Origin of the sequence: Caulobacter sp. D5 (assembly GCF_003185805.1) — a bacterium.
In the GTDB taxonomy this organism is placed as follows: Bacteria; Pseudomonadota; Alphaproteobacteria; order Caulobacterales; family Caulobacteraceae; genus Caulobacter.
In genome coordinates this window covers 1-15327 of the sequence record NZ_QHJY01000276.1, presented here as the reverse complement: position 1 = coordinate 15327, position 15327 = coordinate 1, and the positions used below count along the sequence as shown (strand labels likewise).

Here is a 15327-nt window from a genome sequence, read left to right as displayed (position 1 = left end):
TCTCTTTGAGAGAGGGAGGGGCCCACGCCAAAGGCGTGGGAGGGTGAGAGGTAACAAACTCACCGGAAGAGGCGCGATCGCAAGCGCGGCCGCCCCTTTTGGCAGTAGCCCTAGTCCATAAATTCCCGCCTTCCTCGCCCTTGTGGCGAGGATCCATGGTCAAGCCAGGCTCGGCGTCTTTCGGACGAACGCCGCCAGCGTGGTCACGCGCTGGCCTACGGTCTTGGCGGCGGACCTCTGGACCCTAGGCACAGGGCCTAGGGAGGCAGGTTGAAGGGTGAAACCTCTCACCCTCCCACCGCTGCGCGGCGGGGCCCTCCCTCTCCTATGGAAGAGGGGTCATTCAGAGCCGCCCCGCCCGGCCCATCAGCGGATCGCTGATCGAGTCCCGGCCCGTCTCCGCCCGTCCGGCCGTGCGCCGGAACCACGACGGCGCTTCCTCGCAGCGGGCCGACAGGTCGTACCAGTCGGAATCGGTGCGCCAGTCGCGGGTCTGGGTCTCGCCCGCCGCCAGCGTGACGCGCCAGGGCTTGGTCGGGGCGATGCTGGCCGCCTCGATGGTCACGGTGCGGGGTTCGCGGCCTGCGTTGATCAGGGTCGCCGCGACCGAGCGGCCGTGGGCCGCGGGCGTGATCCGCAGCTCCAGCCCGTCACCGGGATCGCCGGCGAAGCCGCGATGGAAGCCGTTCGGACCCAGCAGCCACAGATCGTAGGGACCCGCCGGCCAGGCGTCCTCCAGCCGTCCGCCGGCGCCCAGGGTGTAGCGGCGCGGAGGCTGGTCGAGGCGCAGGCGGTCATAGACGTGCAGCACCGCCCCGGCCGCGCCGGGATTGCTCAGCACCAGGCCGGCGGCGCCGTCGCGGATCGCGATCTCGACCTCCAGCCGGTAGGGCAGGGCGCGCGAGGGCCGGAAGCCCGGCTCCTGGATCGGCGCCAAGGGCGTCGCCGGCGTCGGCGGGATGGTGGTCTTCTTCAGGGTGGCGGCCAGCCGGGCCGTCCGCGCCGTCTCCGGCAGCGGCGGCTGCGGCCGCGTGTTGGGGGTCTTGAAGTCGAAGCACGAGGTCAGGTCGCCGCACACCGCCCGCCGCCAGGGCGAGATGTTGGGCTCGGCCACACCGAACCGCGCCTCCAGGAAGCGGATCACCGAGCCGTGGTCGAAGACCTGGCTGTTGACGAAGCCGCCCCGGCTCCAGGGCGAGATCACGTACATCGGCACGCGCGGCCCAAGACCGTAGGGCCGGCCCATCAGGTGGTCGCGCTCGGCCTTGGCCTCGGTCGGGTTGCGCACCAGGTGGTATTCCCCGGCCGTATCGACCGTCGAGCCGCCCAGCAGGGCGCCGTTCGCGGTCTTGGAGGGCGGGGCCGGCGGCGGGACGTGGTCGAAGAAGCCGTCGTTCTCGTCGAACATCACCAGCAGCACCGTCCTGGCCCAGGCCTCCGGGTCGATGGTCAGGGTGTCGATCACCCGGGCGAGGTAGTGCGCGCCCTGGGCCGGGCTGGACGGCCCGGGGTGTTCGGAATCGGCGGCCGGGGCGATGATCCACGACACCGAAGGCAGCTGGCGGGTCAGGACGTCCTTGCGCAGGCCGTCGAGATGCCAGGTGGTCAGGGCCAGGTCCTTCAGCCGTGCGTCCGACCCCGGCGTCCCGGCCCGGGCGTCGCGATAGGCCTTGAACCCGGCCAGCGGGTTGTCGGTGAAGTTGTCGGCCATGTCCTGGTAGATGCGCCAGCTGACCCCCGCCTCGAGCAGGCGCTCGGGATAGGTGGTCCAGCCATAGGATTCGGCCGCCCCGCCCTTGTCGGCGAAGTCGTCGTGCGAGTTGGAGATCGACGGCCCGCCGGCCTTGGCGAGGCCGTCGTTGGTTCCGGTCCACAGGAACAGGCGGTTGGTGTTGGTGCCCGTCTGGGTCGAGCAGTGATAGGCGTCGCAGAGGGTGAAGGCGCTGGCCAGCGCATGCTGGAAGGGGATGTCGGCCCGCGTGTAGAAGCCCATGGAGTGCGGATGCTTGGCGACCGGCCAGCGGTCCATGCGGCCCTCGTCCCAGGCGTCCTGGGCGTCGGCCCAGCTGTGCGGCGTGCCCTCCACCCGCATGTGGGCGAAGGTCTGGGTGGTGTTCAGCGCAAAGGGCGCGATGACGTCGGGGCCGCCGCCTTGGCCATAGACCTGCAGGAAGACCGAGCCGTCCTTGCGGCCCTTGGCGTCGCGCACCGGAACCGGAAAGGGGTCGCCAAAGCCGCGCACCCCGCCCATCGTCCCGAAGTAGTGATCGAAGCTGCGGTTCTCCTGCATCAGGATCACCACGTGCTGGACGTCCTCGATCGTGCCCTTGCGGACGTCGGCGTCGATGGCGGCGGCGCGGGCCAGCGACGAGGCGAGGGCCGCGGGCAGGGCGGCCGCGCCCATCAGCAGGCCGCGACGATCAATGACGGACAAGGCGGCTCTCCCGTGGGCGGAACACCGCCGATAGCACGCGCCGCTTGGCGGTCTCGTGACAACCAGCGAGCGGTTGAAGCGGGGGGATGAGAAGCCTAGAAGCGCGCCACAGCATCCGATCGCCGTCCCGCTTCCCGTGGGGCGGCGATGCTTTTTTCGACAAGGCCCGTTCCGTGACGTCCCCTCGCACCGACCTCTACAGCGACAAGCGTTTCGTCATCGGCATGGCGGTGCTGTGCTGCCTGCTGTGGGGCAGCGCCTTTCCGGCGGTGAAGGCCGGCTACGCCCTGCTGCACGTGGCCAAGACCGACACGGCGACCCAGATGCTGTTCGCCGGCTGGCGGTTCGTGGCGGCGGGGACGATCCTGCTGGTGCTGGCGGCCCTGTCGCGCAAGGCGCTGATCCCGCCGCGGGACCAGATCGCCAGGGTCGCCATGCTCGGCGTCGGCCAGACCACCCTGCAGTACGTGTTCTTCTATATCGGCCTGGCCCACGCGACCGGCGTGAAGTCGTCGATCATGAATTCCACCGGCGCCTTCTTCGGCGTGATCCTGGCCCACTTCCTGTTCCGCAACGACCGCCTGACCCCGCGCAAGGCGCTGGGCTGCCTGCTGGGCTTCATGGGCGTGCTGGCGGTGAACCTGGGCGGAAAGGGCTTCGATTTCGAGTTCACCCTGCTGGGCGAGGGCTTCGTGGTCATCGCCGCCTTCGTGCTGGCGGCCGCCTCGATCTGGGGCAAGTCGATCTCGCAGAAGATGGACGCCATGGTCATGACCGGCTGGCAGCTGGGCGTCGGCGGGGCGGTGCTGCTGGCCATCGGTTTTGCGTTCGGCGGCCGGCTGGAAGGCTTCGACATCCGCTCCCTGGCCCTGCTGGCCTACATGGCCGGCCTGTCGGCGGCCGCCTTCGCCCTGTGGAGCCTGCTGCTCAAGCACAACCCGGTAGGCATGCTGGCGGTGTTCAACTTCCTGATCCCGGTGTTCGGGGTGCTGCTGTCGGCGCTGTTCCTGCACGAGCCCGTGCTGGCCTGGAAGAACGCCGCCGCCCTGGCCCTGGTCTGCGGGGGGATCTGGCTGGTGACGCGCAAGGGGCGGCGGGCGTAGCGGTCTCCCTCTCCCGATGGGAGAGGGGTCAGCCGCCTCAATCGAACACGATCACCGATCGCGCCAGTTCGCCGCGCTTGAGCTCCTCGAAGGCGTCGTTGACGTCTTCCAGCCTGATCCGGCGGGCGATCAGTTCGTCCAGCTTCAGCTTGCCGTTCATGTAGAAGTCGACGAAGCGCGGCATGTCGACCGGGAAGCGGTTGGAGCCCATGTAGCTGCCCTGGATCTTCTTCTCGCCGAGGAAGTCGGGGCCGTGCAGCTCGATCATGGTGCCGACCGGGATCATGCCGATGATGTTGGCCGTGCCGCCCCGGCGCAGCATCTTGAACGACTGCTCGGCGGTGACCTTCAGGCCGATGGCCTCGAAGCTGTGGTGCACGCCGCCGCCGGTCAGTTCCTGCACCTGCTTGACCACGTCGCCGTCGTTGGCGTCGATCACGTCCGTGGCCCCGAAGGTGCGGGCCAGGGCCAGCTTCGAGGGCTGGCGGTCGATGGCGATGATGCGGCCGGCGCCGGCGATGGCCGCGCCGTTGATCGTGGCCAGGCCCACCCCGCCGCAGCCGATCACGGCCACGGTCTCGCCCGGCTGGACCTTGGACGTATGGATCACCGCCCCGATGCCGGTGGTCACCGAGCAGCCGATCAGGGCGGCGCGGTCGAACGGCATGTCCTTGCGGATGGCGACGCACGCATGCTCGTGCACCAGCATCAGCTCGGCGAAGGACGACAGGTTCAGGAACTGGGCCATCGGCCCTCGGCCCCCGTTCAGGTCTTCCTTGAAGAGGCGCGGCTCGCCGCCCTTGGGCCGCTTGGTCTCCGAGCTGGTGCACAGGCTCATGTGGCCGGTGAGGCAGACCTCGCAATGGCCGCAATAGACCGACAGGCAGGTGATGACGTGGTCGCCGACCTTGACCGTGCGCACCTCGTCGCCGACCGCCTCGACGATCCCGGCGCTCTCGTGGCCCAGCACGGCGGGCAGGGGATGGGGGTAGGAGCCTTCGACGAAGTGCAGGTCGGAGTGGCAGACGCCCGCGGCCTTGGTGCGGATCAGGACCTCGCGCGGGCCCGGCTTGCCGATGGCCACGTCCTCGATGACGAGGGGCTTGCCCACCTCGCGCAGCACCGCCGCCTTCATCCGCTCGTCTCCCGCCTTATGGTTGCGGAGACCCTAGCCCCGGCGGAGGGGCGAGCGGAAGAGGCTATCGAAACATTTGTTTGAAGTGTCGCCTACGCCGCGATGGCGATCGGGCGCTCGGGCAGGATGGCGTCGACGGTCAGCAGCACCACCATGGTGGTGTCGGTGGTGATCACGGCCGAGACCAGGGCCGAGGCCTCGTCGCCGACCGACGGCGGCGGGCTGATCTGGCTGGCTTCGACGATGAAGCTGTCGCACACCGCGTCGACCAGCAGGCCGGCGACGTCGCGGCCGTTCTCGACGACGATGATCACCTGGCGCGGGCCGTCCTGGGCCGGACCCTTGCCGAGGCGGGCCGACAGGTCGATGACCGGCATCACCTGGCCGCGCAGGTTGATGACGCCGCGCACGTGCGGCGGGGCGTCGGGCAGCGGGGTGGGGGGCGTGACGCCGCGGATCTCGCGAACCGTGCCGACCGGCACGCAGTAGGTCTGGGCGCCCACTTCGAACGACAGAACCTGCAGGGCTTCGCCGGGGGTGTAGGCCGTGTTGTTGTTCGACATCGCTTTCGTCCGCCTTCGTCGCGTCGACGGCCTTCTGGCCGCGTTCGGAAGCCATGATCGCGCGGAAAGGTGAACAAAAAAGGCGTTTCGGCCGCGCTGACCGCGCGGCGGGCCTGCGACGAAATGGCCCACCTCGTGCGGCTCCGTCTGTCTGACAGCCGCGTTCAGGTGAGGTTCAGGCGCGCGGGCCCAGGCTTGGGACAAGCTTTTTCGAAGGAGGCCGACATGGCTTTCAAACCGCTCAAGACCGTCGGCGGCGTGGCCGCCGGCCTCGCCGCCCTGACCATGATCGCCGCCAGCACCCAGGCCTCGGCCGACGACTGGCGCCGCCACCGCAACCACGGCCGCGATAGCGGCGACGTGGCCGCCGCCGCCGTGATCGGCGGCATCGTCGGCCTGGCGATCGGCTCGTCGATCAACAACGACCGCCCGCGCTATCGCCGCCCGGCCTACGGCTATGGCTACGATTATCTGCCGCCCCCGCCGCCGCGCTACTACGGCTACGGCTATGACGACGGTCCGCGCTATCGCCGCGACGACTGCTGGACCACCCGCGAGTACGACCGTCGCAGCGGCTCGGTCTACGAACGCACCGTCTGCCGCTAGGGCATGACGTAGCCCCGGCGCCGTCCCTCGGCGCCGGGGCTTGTCATTGAGAACAAAAAATGAACATTGTGGCCGTCCCCGCTGTCCAGGAGGCCTCCGCCATGTCCGCCGCCGTCACCATTCCCGACCGCCAGGAAGTGGCCTTGAGCGTGCTGCTCGGCGCCTGGCGCACCCTGCGCGCCGCCGGCTTCGAGGAGGCCGAGGTCCAGGCCCTGTTCGACCAGATCGCCGACCGCCCCCAGGACGTCGCCCGCCGCCTGCGCGCGATGGTCAATGGGCTGGGCTAGGTTTTCATCGCGACGCGCATCCGGCCCGCGATCGCCTCCGTAACTAAGCGCATGGCGACGGTCCGTCCTCCGGGCCGTCCAGCCGCGCGCCCGCCGGATCCGTCCCCCGCCAGGAGGCGGGCGAGCCGGGGTTCCTTCCGCCTCTTCCCCCCGTTGGAGGCGGAAGGGCCTTGGCGGGAGCCTTGAGGGCGGGGCGAACCAGCCGCCCGGCTTGACCGTTCAGCCTCCATGGACGCCGTCTCCCTGCACTACATCCTGCCCGTTCTGGGCGCCCTGGCCGCCGGCGGCGCGGTGGGGTTCGAGCGCGAGTACCGCTCGCGGCCGGCGGGCCTGCGCACCCACATGCTGGTCTCGCTGGCCTCGGCCCTGCTGATGCTGGCGGCCGTGCACCAGCTGAAGTGGATGGGGGACACGCCGCTGGAGACGGTGCGCATCGACCCCGTCCGCATGGCCCACGGCGTGCTGACCGGGGTCGGCTTTCTCTGCGGCGGGGTGATCTTCCAGCAGGGGGTGTCGGTGCACGGCCTGACCACGGCCGCCTCGCTGTGGATCACCGCGGCGCTGGGCATGCTGTTCGGCATGGCGCTGTACGACCTGGCCATCGCCGGGACCGTGCTCAGCGTCGTGGTGCTCAGCGCCGCCCGCTGGCTCGATCGCCGCATGCCGCAGAAGAACTACGCCGAGATCGCCGTGCGCTTCCGCCGCGACGCCCTGGTCGACGAGGGCGAGCTGCGCGGCCTGCTGGCCGGCTACGAGCTGGAAGGCGGCCGCATCAACCAGCGCCTGATCGAGGGCGGAACGCTGTTCGAGCTGTCCGGTCCGTTCTCCGGCAAGGGCGCGTTGAGGCTGGGCGAACTGGCCCGCCACCTGGAGGGCGACGAGCGCGTCGTCGAGTTCGACATTCTGCCCAGAAAGGACTGAACCGCGCTCGCCGACGACTTCCCGCGTCACGTGCATGCGCTATGATCCCGGCATGGCGCTTCGTCTGCACATCGACACCGACTGCGGCGTGGACGACGCCCTGGCCCTGGCGCTGCTGGCGCGGGCCCGCGACGTCGTCGAGGTGGGCACCGTCTCGGCCGTGTTCGGCAACACCTATGTCGACCAGGCCGCCGCCAATGCGCGCGGGGTGCTGCGCCTCGCGGGCTGTCCGGCCGAGGTCTATATCGGCGCCGGCGCGGGCCTGGCCCGGCGGCGGGTCGAGCGGATGCGCCCGGCCCACGGCCCCGACGGCCTCAACGGCGCCGGCTTCTCTCAGCGCTGGAAACTGCCGGAGCTGGATCGCGGCCATGGGGTCAGCCTGCTGGCCTTCCTGGCGCGCCGGCGGGTGAAGGGCCTGTTCCTGGGACCGCTGACCAACCTGGCCCTGGGCCTGCTCGACGATCCGGCCGCCTTCCGCAACTGGTCGCCGACGATCATGGCCGGAGCCTTTTCCGTGCAGGGCAAGGCCGCCGGCGGCGCCGACTTCAACAGCTGGAGCGATCCCGAGGCCCTGGCCCGGATCCTGGAGGCCGGCGTCAAGCCGCGCCTCGTGCCGCTGGACGTCACCAGCCTGGTGACCATCACCGCCGCCGAGCTCGACAGCGGCGCCCGCTGCTGCGGCAGTCCGCTGTCGGCGCGCCTGACCCGCGCGGCCGGCCCCTACATCGCCTTCCACCAGAAGGCCTGGGGCGCGGAGGGCTGCCACCCCCACGACGCCGTCGCCGCCGCAAGCCTGGTTTCCCCCGAAGCCTTCGCCTTCGAGCCGGCCCGCCTGCGGGTGGTGCTGGACGGCGACCGCCAGGGCCGCATCGAACGCGTCGACGGCGAACCCAACGCCGAGGTCTGCGTCTCGGTGGACGCCCCGGCGGTGCGGGCCCTGATCCTCAAGGCCCTGTTCGGCTGGGTGGAGATGGCGGGGGCCTAGGGCCTGGCGCTGGCGATCAGCGCCCTGTCCAGAGGTCGCGGCGTTTCGCTCTTCAGCACCACCGAGGTCGTCACCGGCCCGAAGCGGCCGATGGAGTCGACGATCACGGCCAGGTCGCCCGGCGCGGCGACCAGCGCCTTCAGCACGAAGCAGTCGTCGCCGGTGACGCGGTGGACCTCGACGATCTGCGGAAGGCGGGCGAACTGCTCCAGGCAGGCGCGGATGTGCTCGTGCGTGGTCTTCAGCCGGATGAAGGCGCTCATCACCAGGCCCAGGGCCTGCGGGTCGATGCGCGCGCCATAGCCGGTGATGACGCCGCGCTCCTCCAGCCGCCGGACCCGTTCGGACATGGCCGGCTGCGACAGGCCGATCCGGCGTCCGAGGTCGGACAGCGAGGCGCGGCCGTCGGCCTGCAGGGCCTTGAGGATGGCCAGGTCCTTGGCGTCCAGCGCTGCGCTCATGGGAAAATCGCTCCTTCGCCTTGAAGTCATCGGCAGGATCGCGCTTTGGCCGATGACTTGCCATGCCCTTTTGGACCTGCCGACGGCAATCTGCGCCGATCGTCCTTGGAGGCCGCCGGATGCGCCTGATCGGAATGCTGGATTCGCCCTATGTGCGGCGGACAGCCGTGTCGCTGGAGCTGCTGGGCCTGCCCTATGCGCATGAGCCTGTGTCGGTGTTCCGCCACTACGACGCCTTCGCGGCCGTCAATCCGGTGGTCAAGGCGCCGACCCTGGTCACGGACGAGGGGGCGGTGCTGATGGACTCCACCCTGATCCTGCAACACCTGGAGCGGCTGGCGCCGGCGGAGCGGAGCCTGGAGCCGCGGGCCCTGGCCGAGCAGGTGCGGTCGCTGCGCATCGTCGGCCTGGCCCTGGCCGCCTGCGAGAAGACCGTGCAGCTGGTCTACGAGTTCAATCTGCGTCCGGCGGAAAAGCAGCACGCGCCGTGGATCGACCGGGTGCGCGGCCAGCTGGCCCACGCCTGGCGCCTGCTGGAGGACGAAATGGTCGCGGACGGCTGGCTGCTGGGCGCGCGGCCGATGCAGGCCGACGTCACGGCCGCCGTGGCCTGGGGCTTCGCGCGTGACATCCTGCCCGACGCCGCCGACCCGGCCGCCTGTCCGAAGCTGGCCGCCCTGGCGGCGCGGGCCGAGGGGATCGAGGCCTTCAAGGCCGCGCCCATGCACTAGAGGGCCGCGCCGCCTCTCCCCCGTAAAATCCCCGCGAAAGCGGGGGACCCAGGCTTTTCTGAAACGCGGGGCGCTCAACGATAAAACACCTGGGCCCCCGCTTTCGCGGGGGTTTTACGGATGTGGGAAGGCGTTACTTCCCGCCCGCGTAGTCCTTGACCAGCGCGTAGAGGAAGTCCCGCCCGTCATAGAGCGACTTCACGCGCATGCGCTCGTTGAGGCCGTGCACGCCGTCGCCGTCTGAGTTTCCGAACAGCCCGCTGACGCCATAGGTCGGGATGCCAGCGGCGTTGGTGTGCACGCCGTCGGTGGCGCCGGTCAGCAGAATCGGCACGATCGGCACGCCGGGCCACAGCTTGGCGGCTTCCTTCTGGATCGGGCCCATGATGGCGGGCGTCAGGGCCGGGGGCGGCGAGGCGGGCTTGGCCTCGTGGGCCAGGGTCACGGCGACGGCCGGATCGGCGGCCAGCTCGGTCAGCTTGGCCTTCACCTCATCGACCGGCGTGCCCGGCAGGATGCGGCAGTTGACGTTGGCGGTGGCGCGCTGGGGCAGGGCGTTGGGCGCGTGGCCGGCGCTGACCATGGTGGCGACACACGTGGTGCGCAGCATCGAGTTCCAGCCGGCGTCCTTGGTGATCACCTTCAGCGCCTCGGGATCGGCGACATCGGCGACCAGGGCCTTCATCGCCGCGGCCTGCTCGGCCGGCACGCGCCCCTGCATCTGGGTGAAGTAGCCGCGCGTGGCGTCGTTGAAGCGGGTCGGGAAGTGATACGCGCCGATGCGGTCCAGCGCCGCCGACAGCTGGTAGATGGCGTTGGCCGGCCCGGGGCGGCTGGAGTGACCGCCGGGGTTGGTCACGGTCAGGGTGAAGTCCTGATAGACCTTCTCGCCGGCCTGGACCTCGAGCACCACGGCCTTGCCGGTCTCGTCCAGCATGCCGTCGGCGCCTTCGTTCAGCGCGAACTCGGCGTCGACCAGCGGACGGTGGTTCTTCACCAGGTCCTCGATGCCGTTGTAGCCCTCGCTCTCCTCGCCGCAGGTCAGGGCCATCTTGATGTCGCGCTTGGGCTTGAAGCCGCTCTGCTTCAGGCGGACCAGGGTGTCGGCCCAGATGGCGGCCTGGGCCTTGTCGTCCGACGTGCCGCGTCCGTAGAAGTAGCCGTTCTCCTCGACCAGGGTGAACGGATCGCGCGTCCAGTCCTCGCGCTTGGCCTCGACCACGTCGATGTGGGCCAGCAGCAGGATCGGCTTGGACTTCGGATCGCTCCCGCGCAGCACGGCGACCAGGCTGCCCTCGCGCGGATGCTTGGGCTCGACCACAACCTGCACGTCGGCGTCGGCGTAGCCGGCCGCCTTCAGGCGCGCGCCCATCGCCTCGGCGGCCGCCGTGCAGCTGCCCTTGGAGAGGGTGGTGTCGATCTCGACCAGCTCCTTGTAGAGCGCCCGGAAGGCGCTCTGGTCGGGGCGCGGCGTGACCTGAGGGCCCGGCGTCGGCTGGGCGTGGGCCAGGACGGGAAGGGCGGCGAGGGCCGCGGTGGTGGCGAAAAGGGCCTTCAGGCGCATGGTCCGACCTTCAAGTGTCGTAAAACGTGGCCGGAACAGGAGCGGGCTTCGCGTCCGGGCGCAAGCCACATGCGCGAAAACCGGGGCCTGGCGTTAACCCGTGCTTAAGGATGACGCGGCTTTTCCTGGCGACAGGAACCGGCGACACTGCGAGAACACATGATGAACGCGAATCGCCCCTTGCGCATCCTCGGCCTCGATCCGGGCCTCCGCCGAACCGGCTGGGGCGTGATCGGCGTGGCCGGCTCGCGCATCACCCACATCGCCCACGGCGTCATCGTTCCCGACGAGAAGGCCGCCTTCTCCGACCGGCTGCTGACCCTGTTCGAGGGCGTCTGCGCGGTGATCGACCAGCACGCCCCCGACGAGGCGGCGGTGGAAGAGACCTTCGTCAACACCAACGCCCAGTCGACGCTGAAGCTGGGCCACGCCCGTGCCGCCTCGATGATCGCCCCGGCCCGCGCCGGGCTGCTGGTCGCCGAATATTCCGCCCCCGTGGTCAAGAAGGCGGTGGTGGGCACCGGCGCGGCCGACAAGGCCCAGGTCGCCTTCATGATCGCCCGCCTGCTGCCGACCGCCGGCTCGCCCACGGCCGACGCCGCCGACGCCCTCGCCGTCGCCATCGCCCACGCCCACGCCCGAACGGCGAGGAGAGTCGCATGATTGGTCGCCTGCGCGGCGCCGTCGCTGAGGTCGGCGAGGAAGAGGCCCTGATCGACGTCATGGGCGTCGGCTATCTCGTCCGCTGCGGCCAGCGCGCCCTCCAGCGCCTGCCGGCCCTGGGCGAGGAGACGCTGCTCCACATCGAAAGCCAGTGGAGCGAAAGCCAGGGCCTGCGGCTCTACGGCTTCCTCACCCGCGACGACCGCCGCGCCTTCGTGCTGCTGCAGGCGATCCAGGGCGTCGGGCCCAAGGCCGCCATGGCCGTGCTCGACGTGCTGTCGCCGGGCGAGCTGGCCTCGGCGGTCGCCCGTGAAGACAAGGCCGCCGTCGGCCGCGCCAACGGCGTGGGTCCCAAGCTCGCCCTGCGCATCGTCACCGAGCTGAAGGGCAAGCCGATCACCGACGGGCCGGTGCTGATGGCCGCGCCCTCCGCCGCCTCGGCCCCGTCCGCCCCCGCCAAGCCCGCCGCCACCGGCGACGCCGTCGCCGCCCTGATGGGCCTGGGCGTCGCCGAAGTGAACGCCCGCCGCGTGGTCGAGGCCGCCGCGGCGAAGCTGGGCGAAGAGGCGTCCGTGCAGGCGCTGATCAAGGCGGGCTTGCAGGAGCTGGGGCGATGAGGGCCTGCGCTACCCCCTCCGGCCCTCCGGGCCACCTCCCCCCCTGGGGGAGCTGTCGCGGAGCGACTGAGGGGGCCTGCGCAGCATGACCCGCATCATCTCCGGCGAAGCCCAGCACGGCGAGCAGATCCCCGGCGCGACCGACCGCGCCATGCGGCCCCAGACCCTGGCCGAGTTCGTCGGCCAGGAGCAGGCCAAGGCCAATCTGCGGATCTTCATCGAGGCGGCCAAGGGGCGGGGCGAGTCCCTGGACCACGTGCTGCTGTTCGGCCCGCCGGGCCTGGGCAAGACCACCCTGGCCCAGATCGTCGCCCGCGAGCTGGGCGTGAACTTCCGCGCCACCTCCGGCCCGGTGCTGAACAAGCCCGGCGACCTGGCGGCCATCCTGACCAATCTCGAGCCCAACGACGTCCTGTTCATCGACGAGATCCACCGGCTGTCGTCCAATGTCGAGGAGATCCTCTATCCGGCGATGGAGGACCACGTGCTCGACCTGGTGATCGGCGAGGGGCCGTCGGCCCGCTCGATCCGCATCGATCTCGCCCCCTTCACCCTGGTGGCGGCCACGACCCGGGCCGGCATGCTGGCCACCCCTCTGCGCGACCGCTTCGGCATTCCGGTGCGGCTGGAGTTCTACACCCCGCGCGAGCTGCGCCACGTGCTGCTGCACGCCGCCCGCAAGATGAGCGCGCCGCTGTCCGAAGACGGGGCCGACGAGATCGCCAAGCGCGCCCGCGGCACGCCGCGCGTCGCCGGCCGCCTGCTGCGCCGGGTGCGCGACTTCGCCACCGCCGACGGCGCCGAGGTCATCGACCGCAAGGCCGCGGGAATGGCCCTGGCGAGGTTGGAGGTCGACGAGAGCGGCCTCGACAGCCTCGACCGCCGCTATCTGCGGGCCATGATCGAGCACTACGGCGGCGGGCCGGTCGGCGTGGAGACCATCGCCTACGCCATCGCCGAGGCCCGCGACGCGGTGGAAGACGTGATCGAGCCCTACCTGATGCAGCAGGGCTTCATCCAGCGCACCCCGCGCGGCCGCATGGCCTGCGGCAAGGCCTATCTGCACCTGGGCCTCACCCCGCCCGCCGCCCCGCCGTCATCGACGCAGGGCGGGCTGTTCGGGGATGACGCTTGAAGTCCTTCTCCCTGAGGGAGAAGGAGGGGCCCGCGCCCGCAGGGCGTGGGAGGATGAGGGGTTTCGCCCTCGACCGCCTTACCCCCTCACCCTCCCATGCTCCGCATGGGCCCCTCCCTCTCCCTCTGGGAGAGGGGGTTGGAGGCGCGCAATGACCAATCTTCCCGAACCCACCGCCGGCGTCTTCGTCGGGACCGAGCACCAGCTGCCCGTCCGGATCTACTACGAGGACACCGACTTCTCGGGGATCGTCTATCACGCCAACTACCTGCGCTACTTCGAGCGCGGGCGCAGCGACTTCTTCCGGATGATCGGGGTGTCGCACACCGAGCTGGCGGCCATCGACACGGCCTTCGCCATCACCCGCATGGAGATCGACTTCAAGCGCGCCGCAAGGGTCGACGACGCCCTGGTGGTGCACACGGTGTGGAACCGGATCAAGGGCGTGCGCCTTCTGGCTCGGCAATGGATCACGCGGGGGGAGGACCTGGTCTGCGCCGCCAATGTCGAGGCCGTCTGCATCACGCTGGACGGCCGCCCCCGCAAGCCCTCGGCCGAGATGACCGCCAAGGTGACCCCCTGGCTCGTGCCGGAAGAAGGCTGACGGCGCCCATCGCGCAAATGCAGATCGCCGATCGTCGAAAAATGGGCCGTCCGTAGCGACGTCATAGTTTCAACATTGCGCCGCTTCATGCAGTAAGGCGCTGACCAATCACTTCTAGACTGACGCAGGATACCGCATGGACGCCGCCGCCAGCGCGCAAAGCTTCTCCTTCATCACGCTGTTCATGAACGCCGACTGGGTGGTCAAGCTGGTGATGATCGGGCTGATCCTGGCCTCGCTGGGTTCGTGGGCCGTCATTCTCGACAAGCTGTTCCGCTTCTCCGCCCTCAACCGCGCCGCCGACCGCTTCGAGGAGCAGGTCGGTTCGGGCCGCTCGCTGGAGGACGTCGCGGGCGAAGCCGGGTCGAACCCGCGCCACGCCCTGCCGCGCATGCTGCAGGCGGCGCTGAAGGAATGGAGCGAAGCGAAAGCCAAGGGCGTGCAGAGCGAGGGCCAGGTGGCCCTGCTGAGCCAGCGCATCGACCGCGTGCTCGACACCCAGATCGCCCGCGAGAGCGCCAAGGCCGAAGAGGGCCTGGGCAGCCTGGCCATCGTCGCCACCGCCTCGCCGTTCGTCGGCCTGTTCGGCACGGTCTGGGGCATCATGCACGCCTTCCAGAGCATCGCCGCGGCCAAGAACACCTCGCTGACCGTGGTCGCCCCGTCGATCGCCGAGGCCCTGTTCGCCACCGCCATCGGCCTGATCGCCGCCATCCCGGCCTACATCGCCTACAACAAGTTCTCGACCGACGCGGGCAAGTACGCCGGCCGCCTGGAGAACTTCGCCGACGACCTGTCCACGGCCATCCAGCGTCGCCTGAGCGAGCGGGTCTGATCCGATGGCGATGTCTTCGAACGACGCCTTCGCCACCTCGGGCGGCGGCCGGGGCCGTCGCCGCCGCCGGCGCGGCAAGGGCGCACTGTCCGAAATCAACGTCACCCCGCTGGTCGACGTGATGCTGGTGCTGCTGATCATCTTCATGATCAGCGCCCCGCTGCTGACCTCGGGCGTCGAGCTCGAACTGCCCAAGACCGAGGCCGGCGCGCTGAAGAACGAGCAGGAGCCGATCACCGTGTCGGTCCGCCACGACGGCGCGGTGTTCATCGGCGAGGACCAGGCCCCGTTCGCCGACTTCGCCAGCGTGGTCACGGCCAAGGCCGGCGACGCCACCGACAAGCCGATCTATGTCCGCGCCGACGGCAAGGCGCCCTACGAGGTGGTCGCCCAGGTGATGGCCGCCCTGTCGAAGGCCGGCTTCACCAAGATCAACCTGCTCACCGACACCGGCGGACCCGACTCGGGCGCCGCGCCGCGGGACGCGCAGCCCACCGGCGGCGACGACCTGCGTCCGGCCCAGTGAGGACCATTCAAGGCTGATGCGCGAGGAACGCAACAACCTGTCGCCGGCGCTGATCGGCTCCGTCGTCCTCCACGGCCTGGTCGTGGCGGCGGTGATGATCGGCTGGCCGTGGAAGACCTCCAAGCCGATCGTCATCGGCGAGAGCGTGCCGGTGACC

General features: G+C 70.3%; 17 protein-coding genes. 12 read left to right on the top strand and 5 right to left on the bottom strand.

What is annotated here, in order from left to right; translation table 11 throughout:
- Nucleotides 1–343: 343 nt before the first annotated feature.
- Nucleotides 344–2434 (bottom strand): phosphocholine-specific phospholipase C, encoded by a 2091-nt coding sequence (locus tag DMC18_RS17505; protein ID WP_110118473.1) that lies wholly within the window; start codon nt 2432–2434, stop codon nt 344–346.
- A gap of 224 nt (nt 2435–2658) precedes the next feature.
- Here DMC18_RS17505 and DMC18_RS17500 point away from each other — a divergent pair, with 224 nt between their 5' ends.
- Nucleotides 2659–3537, top strand: a complete 879-nt coding sequence (locus tag DMC18_RS17500; RefSeq protein ID WP_110118478.1) for a DMT family transporter — start codon at nt 2659–2661, stop codon at nt 3535–3537.
- Nucleotides 3538–3574: 37 nt separating this feature from the next.
- Here DMC18_RS17500 and DMC18_RS17495 read toward each other — a convergent pair whose 3' ends face one another.
- Both DMC18_RS17495 and DMC18_RS17490 read right to left on the bottom strand, forming a co-directional pair.
- Nucleotides 3575–4672: a Zn-dependent alcohol dehydrogenase gene (locus DMC18_RS17495; protein WP_110118472.1), complete on the bottom strand. Its 1098-nt coding sequence runs from the start codon at nt 4670–4672 to the stop codon at nt 3575–3577.
- A gap of 92 nt (nt 4673–4764) precedes the next feature.
- Nucleotides 4765–5235 carry a chemotaxis protein CheW gene (locus tag DMC18_RS17490; RefSeq protein WP_110118471.1) on the bottom strand — a complete coding sequence of 157 codons (471 nt, stop codon included), beginning with the start codon at nt 5233–5235 and terminating at the stop codon, nt 4765–4767.
- 225 nt (nt 5236–5460) lie between these two features.
- On the opposite strand from DMC18_RS17490, the gene DMC18_RS17485 reads away from it, so the two are divergent.
- The 4 genes from DMC18_RS17485 (at nt 5461) to DMC18_RS17470 (ending at nt 8034) form a co-directional block, all read left to right on the top strand.
- Nucleotides 5461–5841, top strand: coding sequence for a hypothetical protein (locus DMC18_RS17485; protein ID WP_110118470.1), 381 nt, complete (start codon nt 5461–5463; stop codon nt 5839–5841).
- A 101-nt stretch (nt 5842–5942) separates the two neighbouring features.
- Nucleotides 5943–6128, top strand: a complete 186-nt coding sequence (locus DMC18_RS17480) for a hypothetical protein (RefSeq protein ID WP_146218110.1) — start codon at nt 5943–5945, stop codon at nt 6126–6128.
- A gap of 228 nt (nt 6129–6356) precedes the next feature.
- The gene (locus DMC18_RS17475; protein WP_110118468.1) at nt 6357–7049 is read left to right on the top strand and encodes an MgtC/SapB family protein; all 693 of its coding nucleotides are present in this window, start codon (nt 6357–6359) and stop codon (nt 7047–7049) included.
- A gap of 52 nt (nt 7050–7101) precedes the next feature.
- On the top strand, nt 7102–8034 hold the full coding sequence (locus tag DMC18_RS17470) for a nucleoside hydrolase (RefSeq protein ID WP_110118477.1): 933 nt from the start codon (nt 7102–7104) through the stop codon (nt 8032–8034).
- Here the strand turns inward: DMC18_RS17470 and DMC18_RS17465 are convergent.
- Nucleotides 8031–8495 (bottom strand): Lrp/AsnC family transcriptional regulator, encoded by a 465-nt coding sequence (locus DMC18_RS17465; RefSeq protein ID WP_110118467.1) that lies wholly within the window; start codon nt 8493–8495, stop codon nt 8031–8033. The two genes, DMC18_RS17470 and DMC18_RS17465, sit on opposite strands and share 4 nt — an antisense overlap.
- Before the next feature lie 119 nt (nt 8496–8614).
- Here DMC18_RS17465 and DMC18_RS17460 point away from each other — a divergent pair, with 119 nt between their 5' ends.
- The gene (locus DMC18_RS17460; protein ID WP_110118466.1) at nt 8615–9226 is read left to right on the top strand and encodes a glutathione S-transferase family protein; all 612 of its coding nucleotides are present in this window, start codon (nt 8615–8617) and stop codon (nt 9224–9226) included.
- Nucleotides 9227–9359: 133 nt separating this feature from the next.
- Here the strand turns inward: DMC18_RS17460 and DMC18_RS17455 are convergent, their stop codons facing one another.
- Complete coding sequence (locus DMC18_RS17455) at nt 9360–10790, bottom strand: M20/M25/M40 family metallo-hydrolase (protein ID WP_370443990.1); 1431 nt, start codon at nt 10788–10790, stop codon at nt 9360–9362.
- A gap of 147 nt (nt 10791–10937) precedes the next feature.
- On the opposite strand from DMC18_RS17455, the gene ruvC reads away from it, so the two are divergent.
- From ruvC to DMC18_RS17425, 6 genes are all read left to right on the top strand, one after another.
- Entirely contained in the window at nt 10938–11453 is a 516-nt protein-coding gene (ruvC, locus tag DMC18_RS17450) for a crossover junction endodeoxyribonuclease RuvC (RefSeq protein WP_199228340.1), read from the top strand.
- The gene (gene ruvA, locus DMC18_RS17445; RefSeq protein ID WP_110133150.1) at nt 11450–12070 is read left to right on the top strand and encodes a Holliday junction branch migration protein RuvA; all 621 of its coding nucleotides are present in this window, start codon (nt 11450–11452) and stop codon (nt 12068–12070) included. Before ruvC ends, ruvA begins: the two co-directional genes overlap by 4 nt.
- Before the next feature lie 85 nt (nt 12071–12155).
- Nucleotides 12156–13205: a Holliday junction branch migration DNA helicase RuvB gene (ruvB, locus tag DMC18_RS17440; RefSeq protein ID WP_110118463.1), complete on the top strand. Its 1050-nt coding sequence runs from the start codon at nt 12156–12158 to the stop codon at nt 13203–13205.
- Nucleotides 13206–13356: 151 nt separating this feature from the next.
- The gene (locus DMC18_RS17435; protein WP_110118462.1) at nt 13357–13809 is read left to right on the top strand and encodes a YbgC/FadM family acyl-CoA thioesterase; all 453 of its coding nucleotides are present in this window, start codon (nt 13357–13359) and stop codon (nt 13807–13809) included.
- Between the two features lie 136 nt (nt 13810–13945).
- Entirely contained in the window at nt 13946–14644 is a 699-nt protein-coding gene (gene tolQ / locus DMC18_RS17430; protein ID WP_110118461.1) for a protein TolQ, read from the top strand.
- A gap of 4 nt (nt 14645–14648) precedes the next feature.
- Nucleotides 14649–15170, top strand: coding sequence for an ExbD/TolR family protein (locus DMC18_RS17425; RefSeq protein ID WP_110133149.1), 522 nt, complete (start codon nt 14649–14651; stop codon nt 15168–15170).
- The last annotated feature ends 157 nt before the right edge of the window (nt 15171–15327 follow it).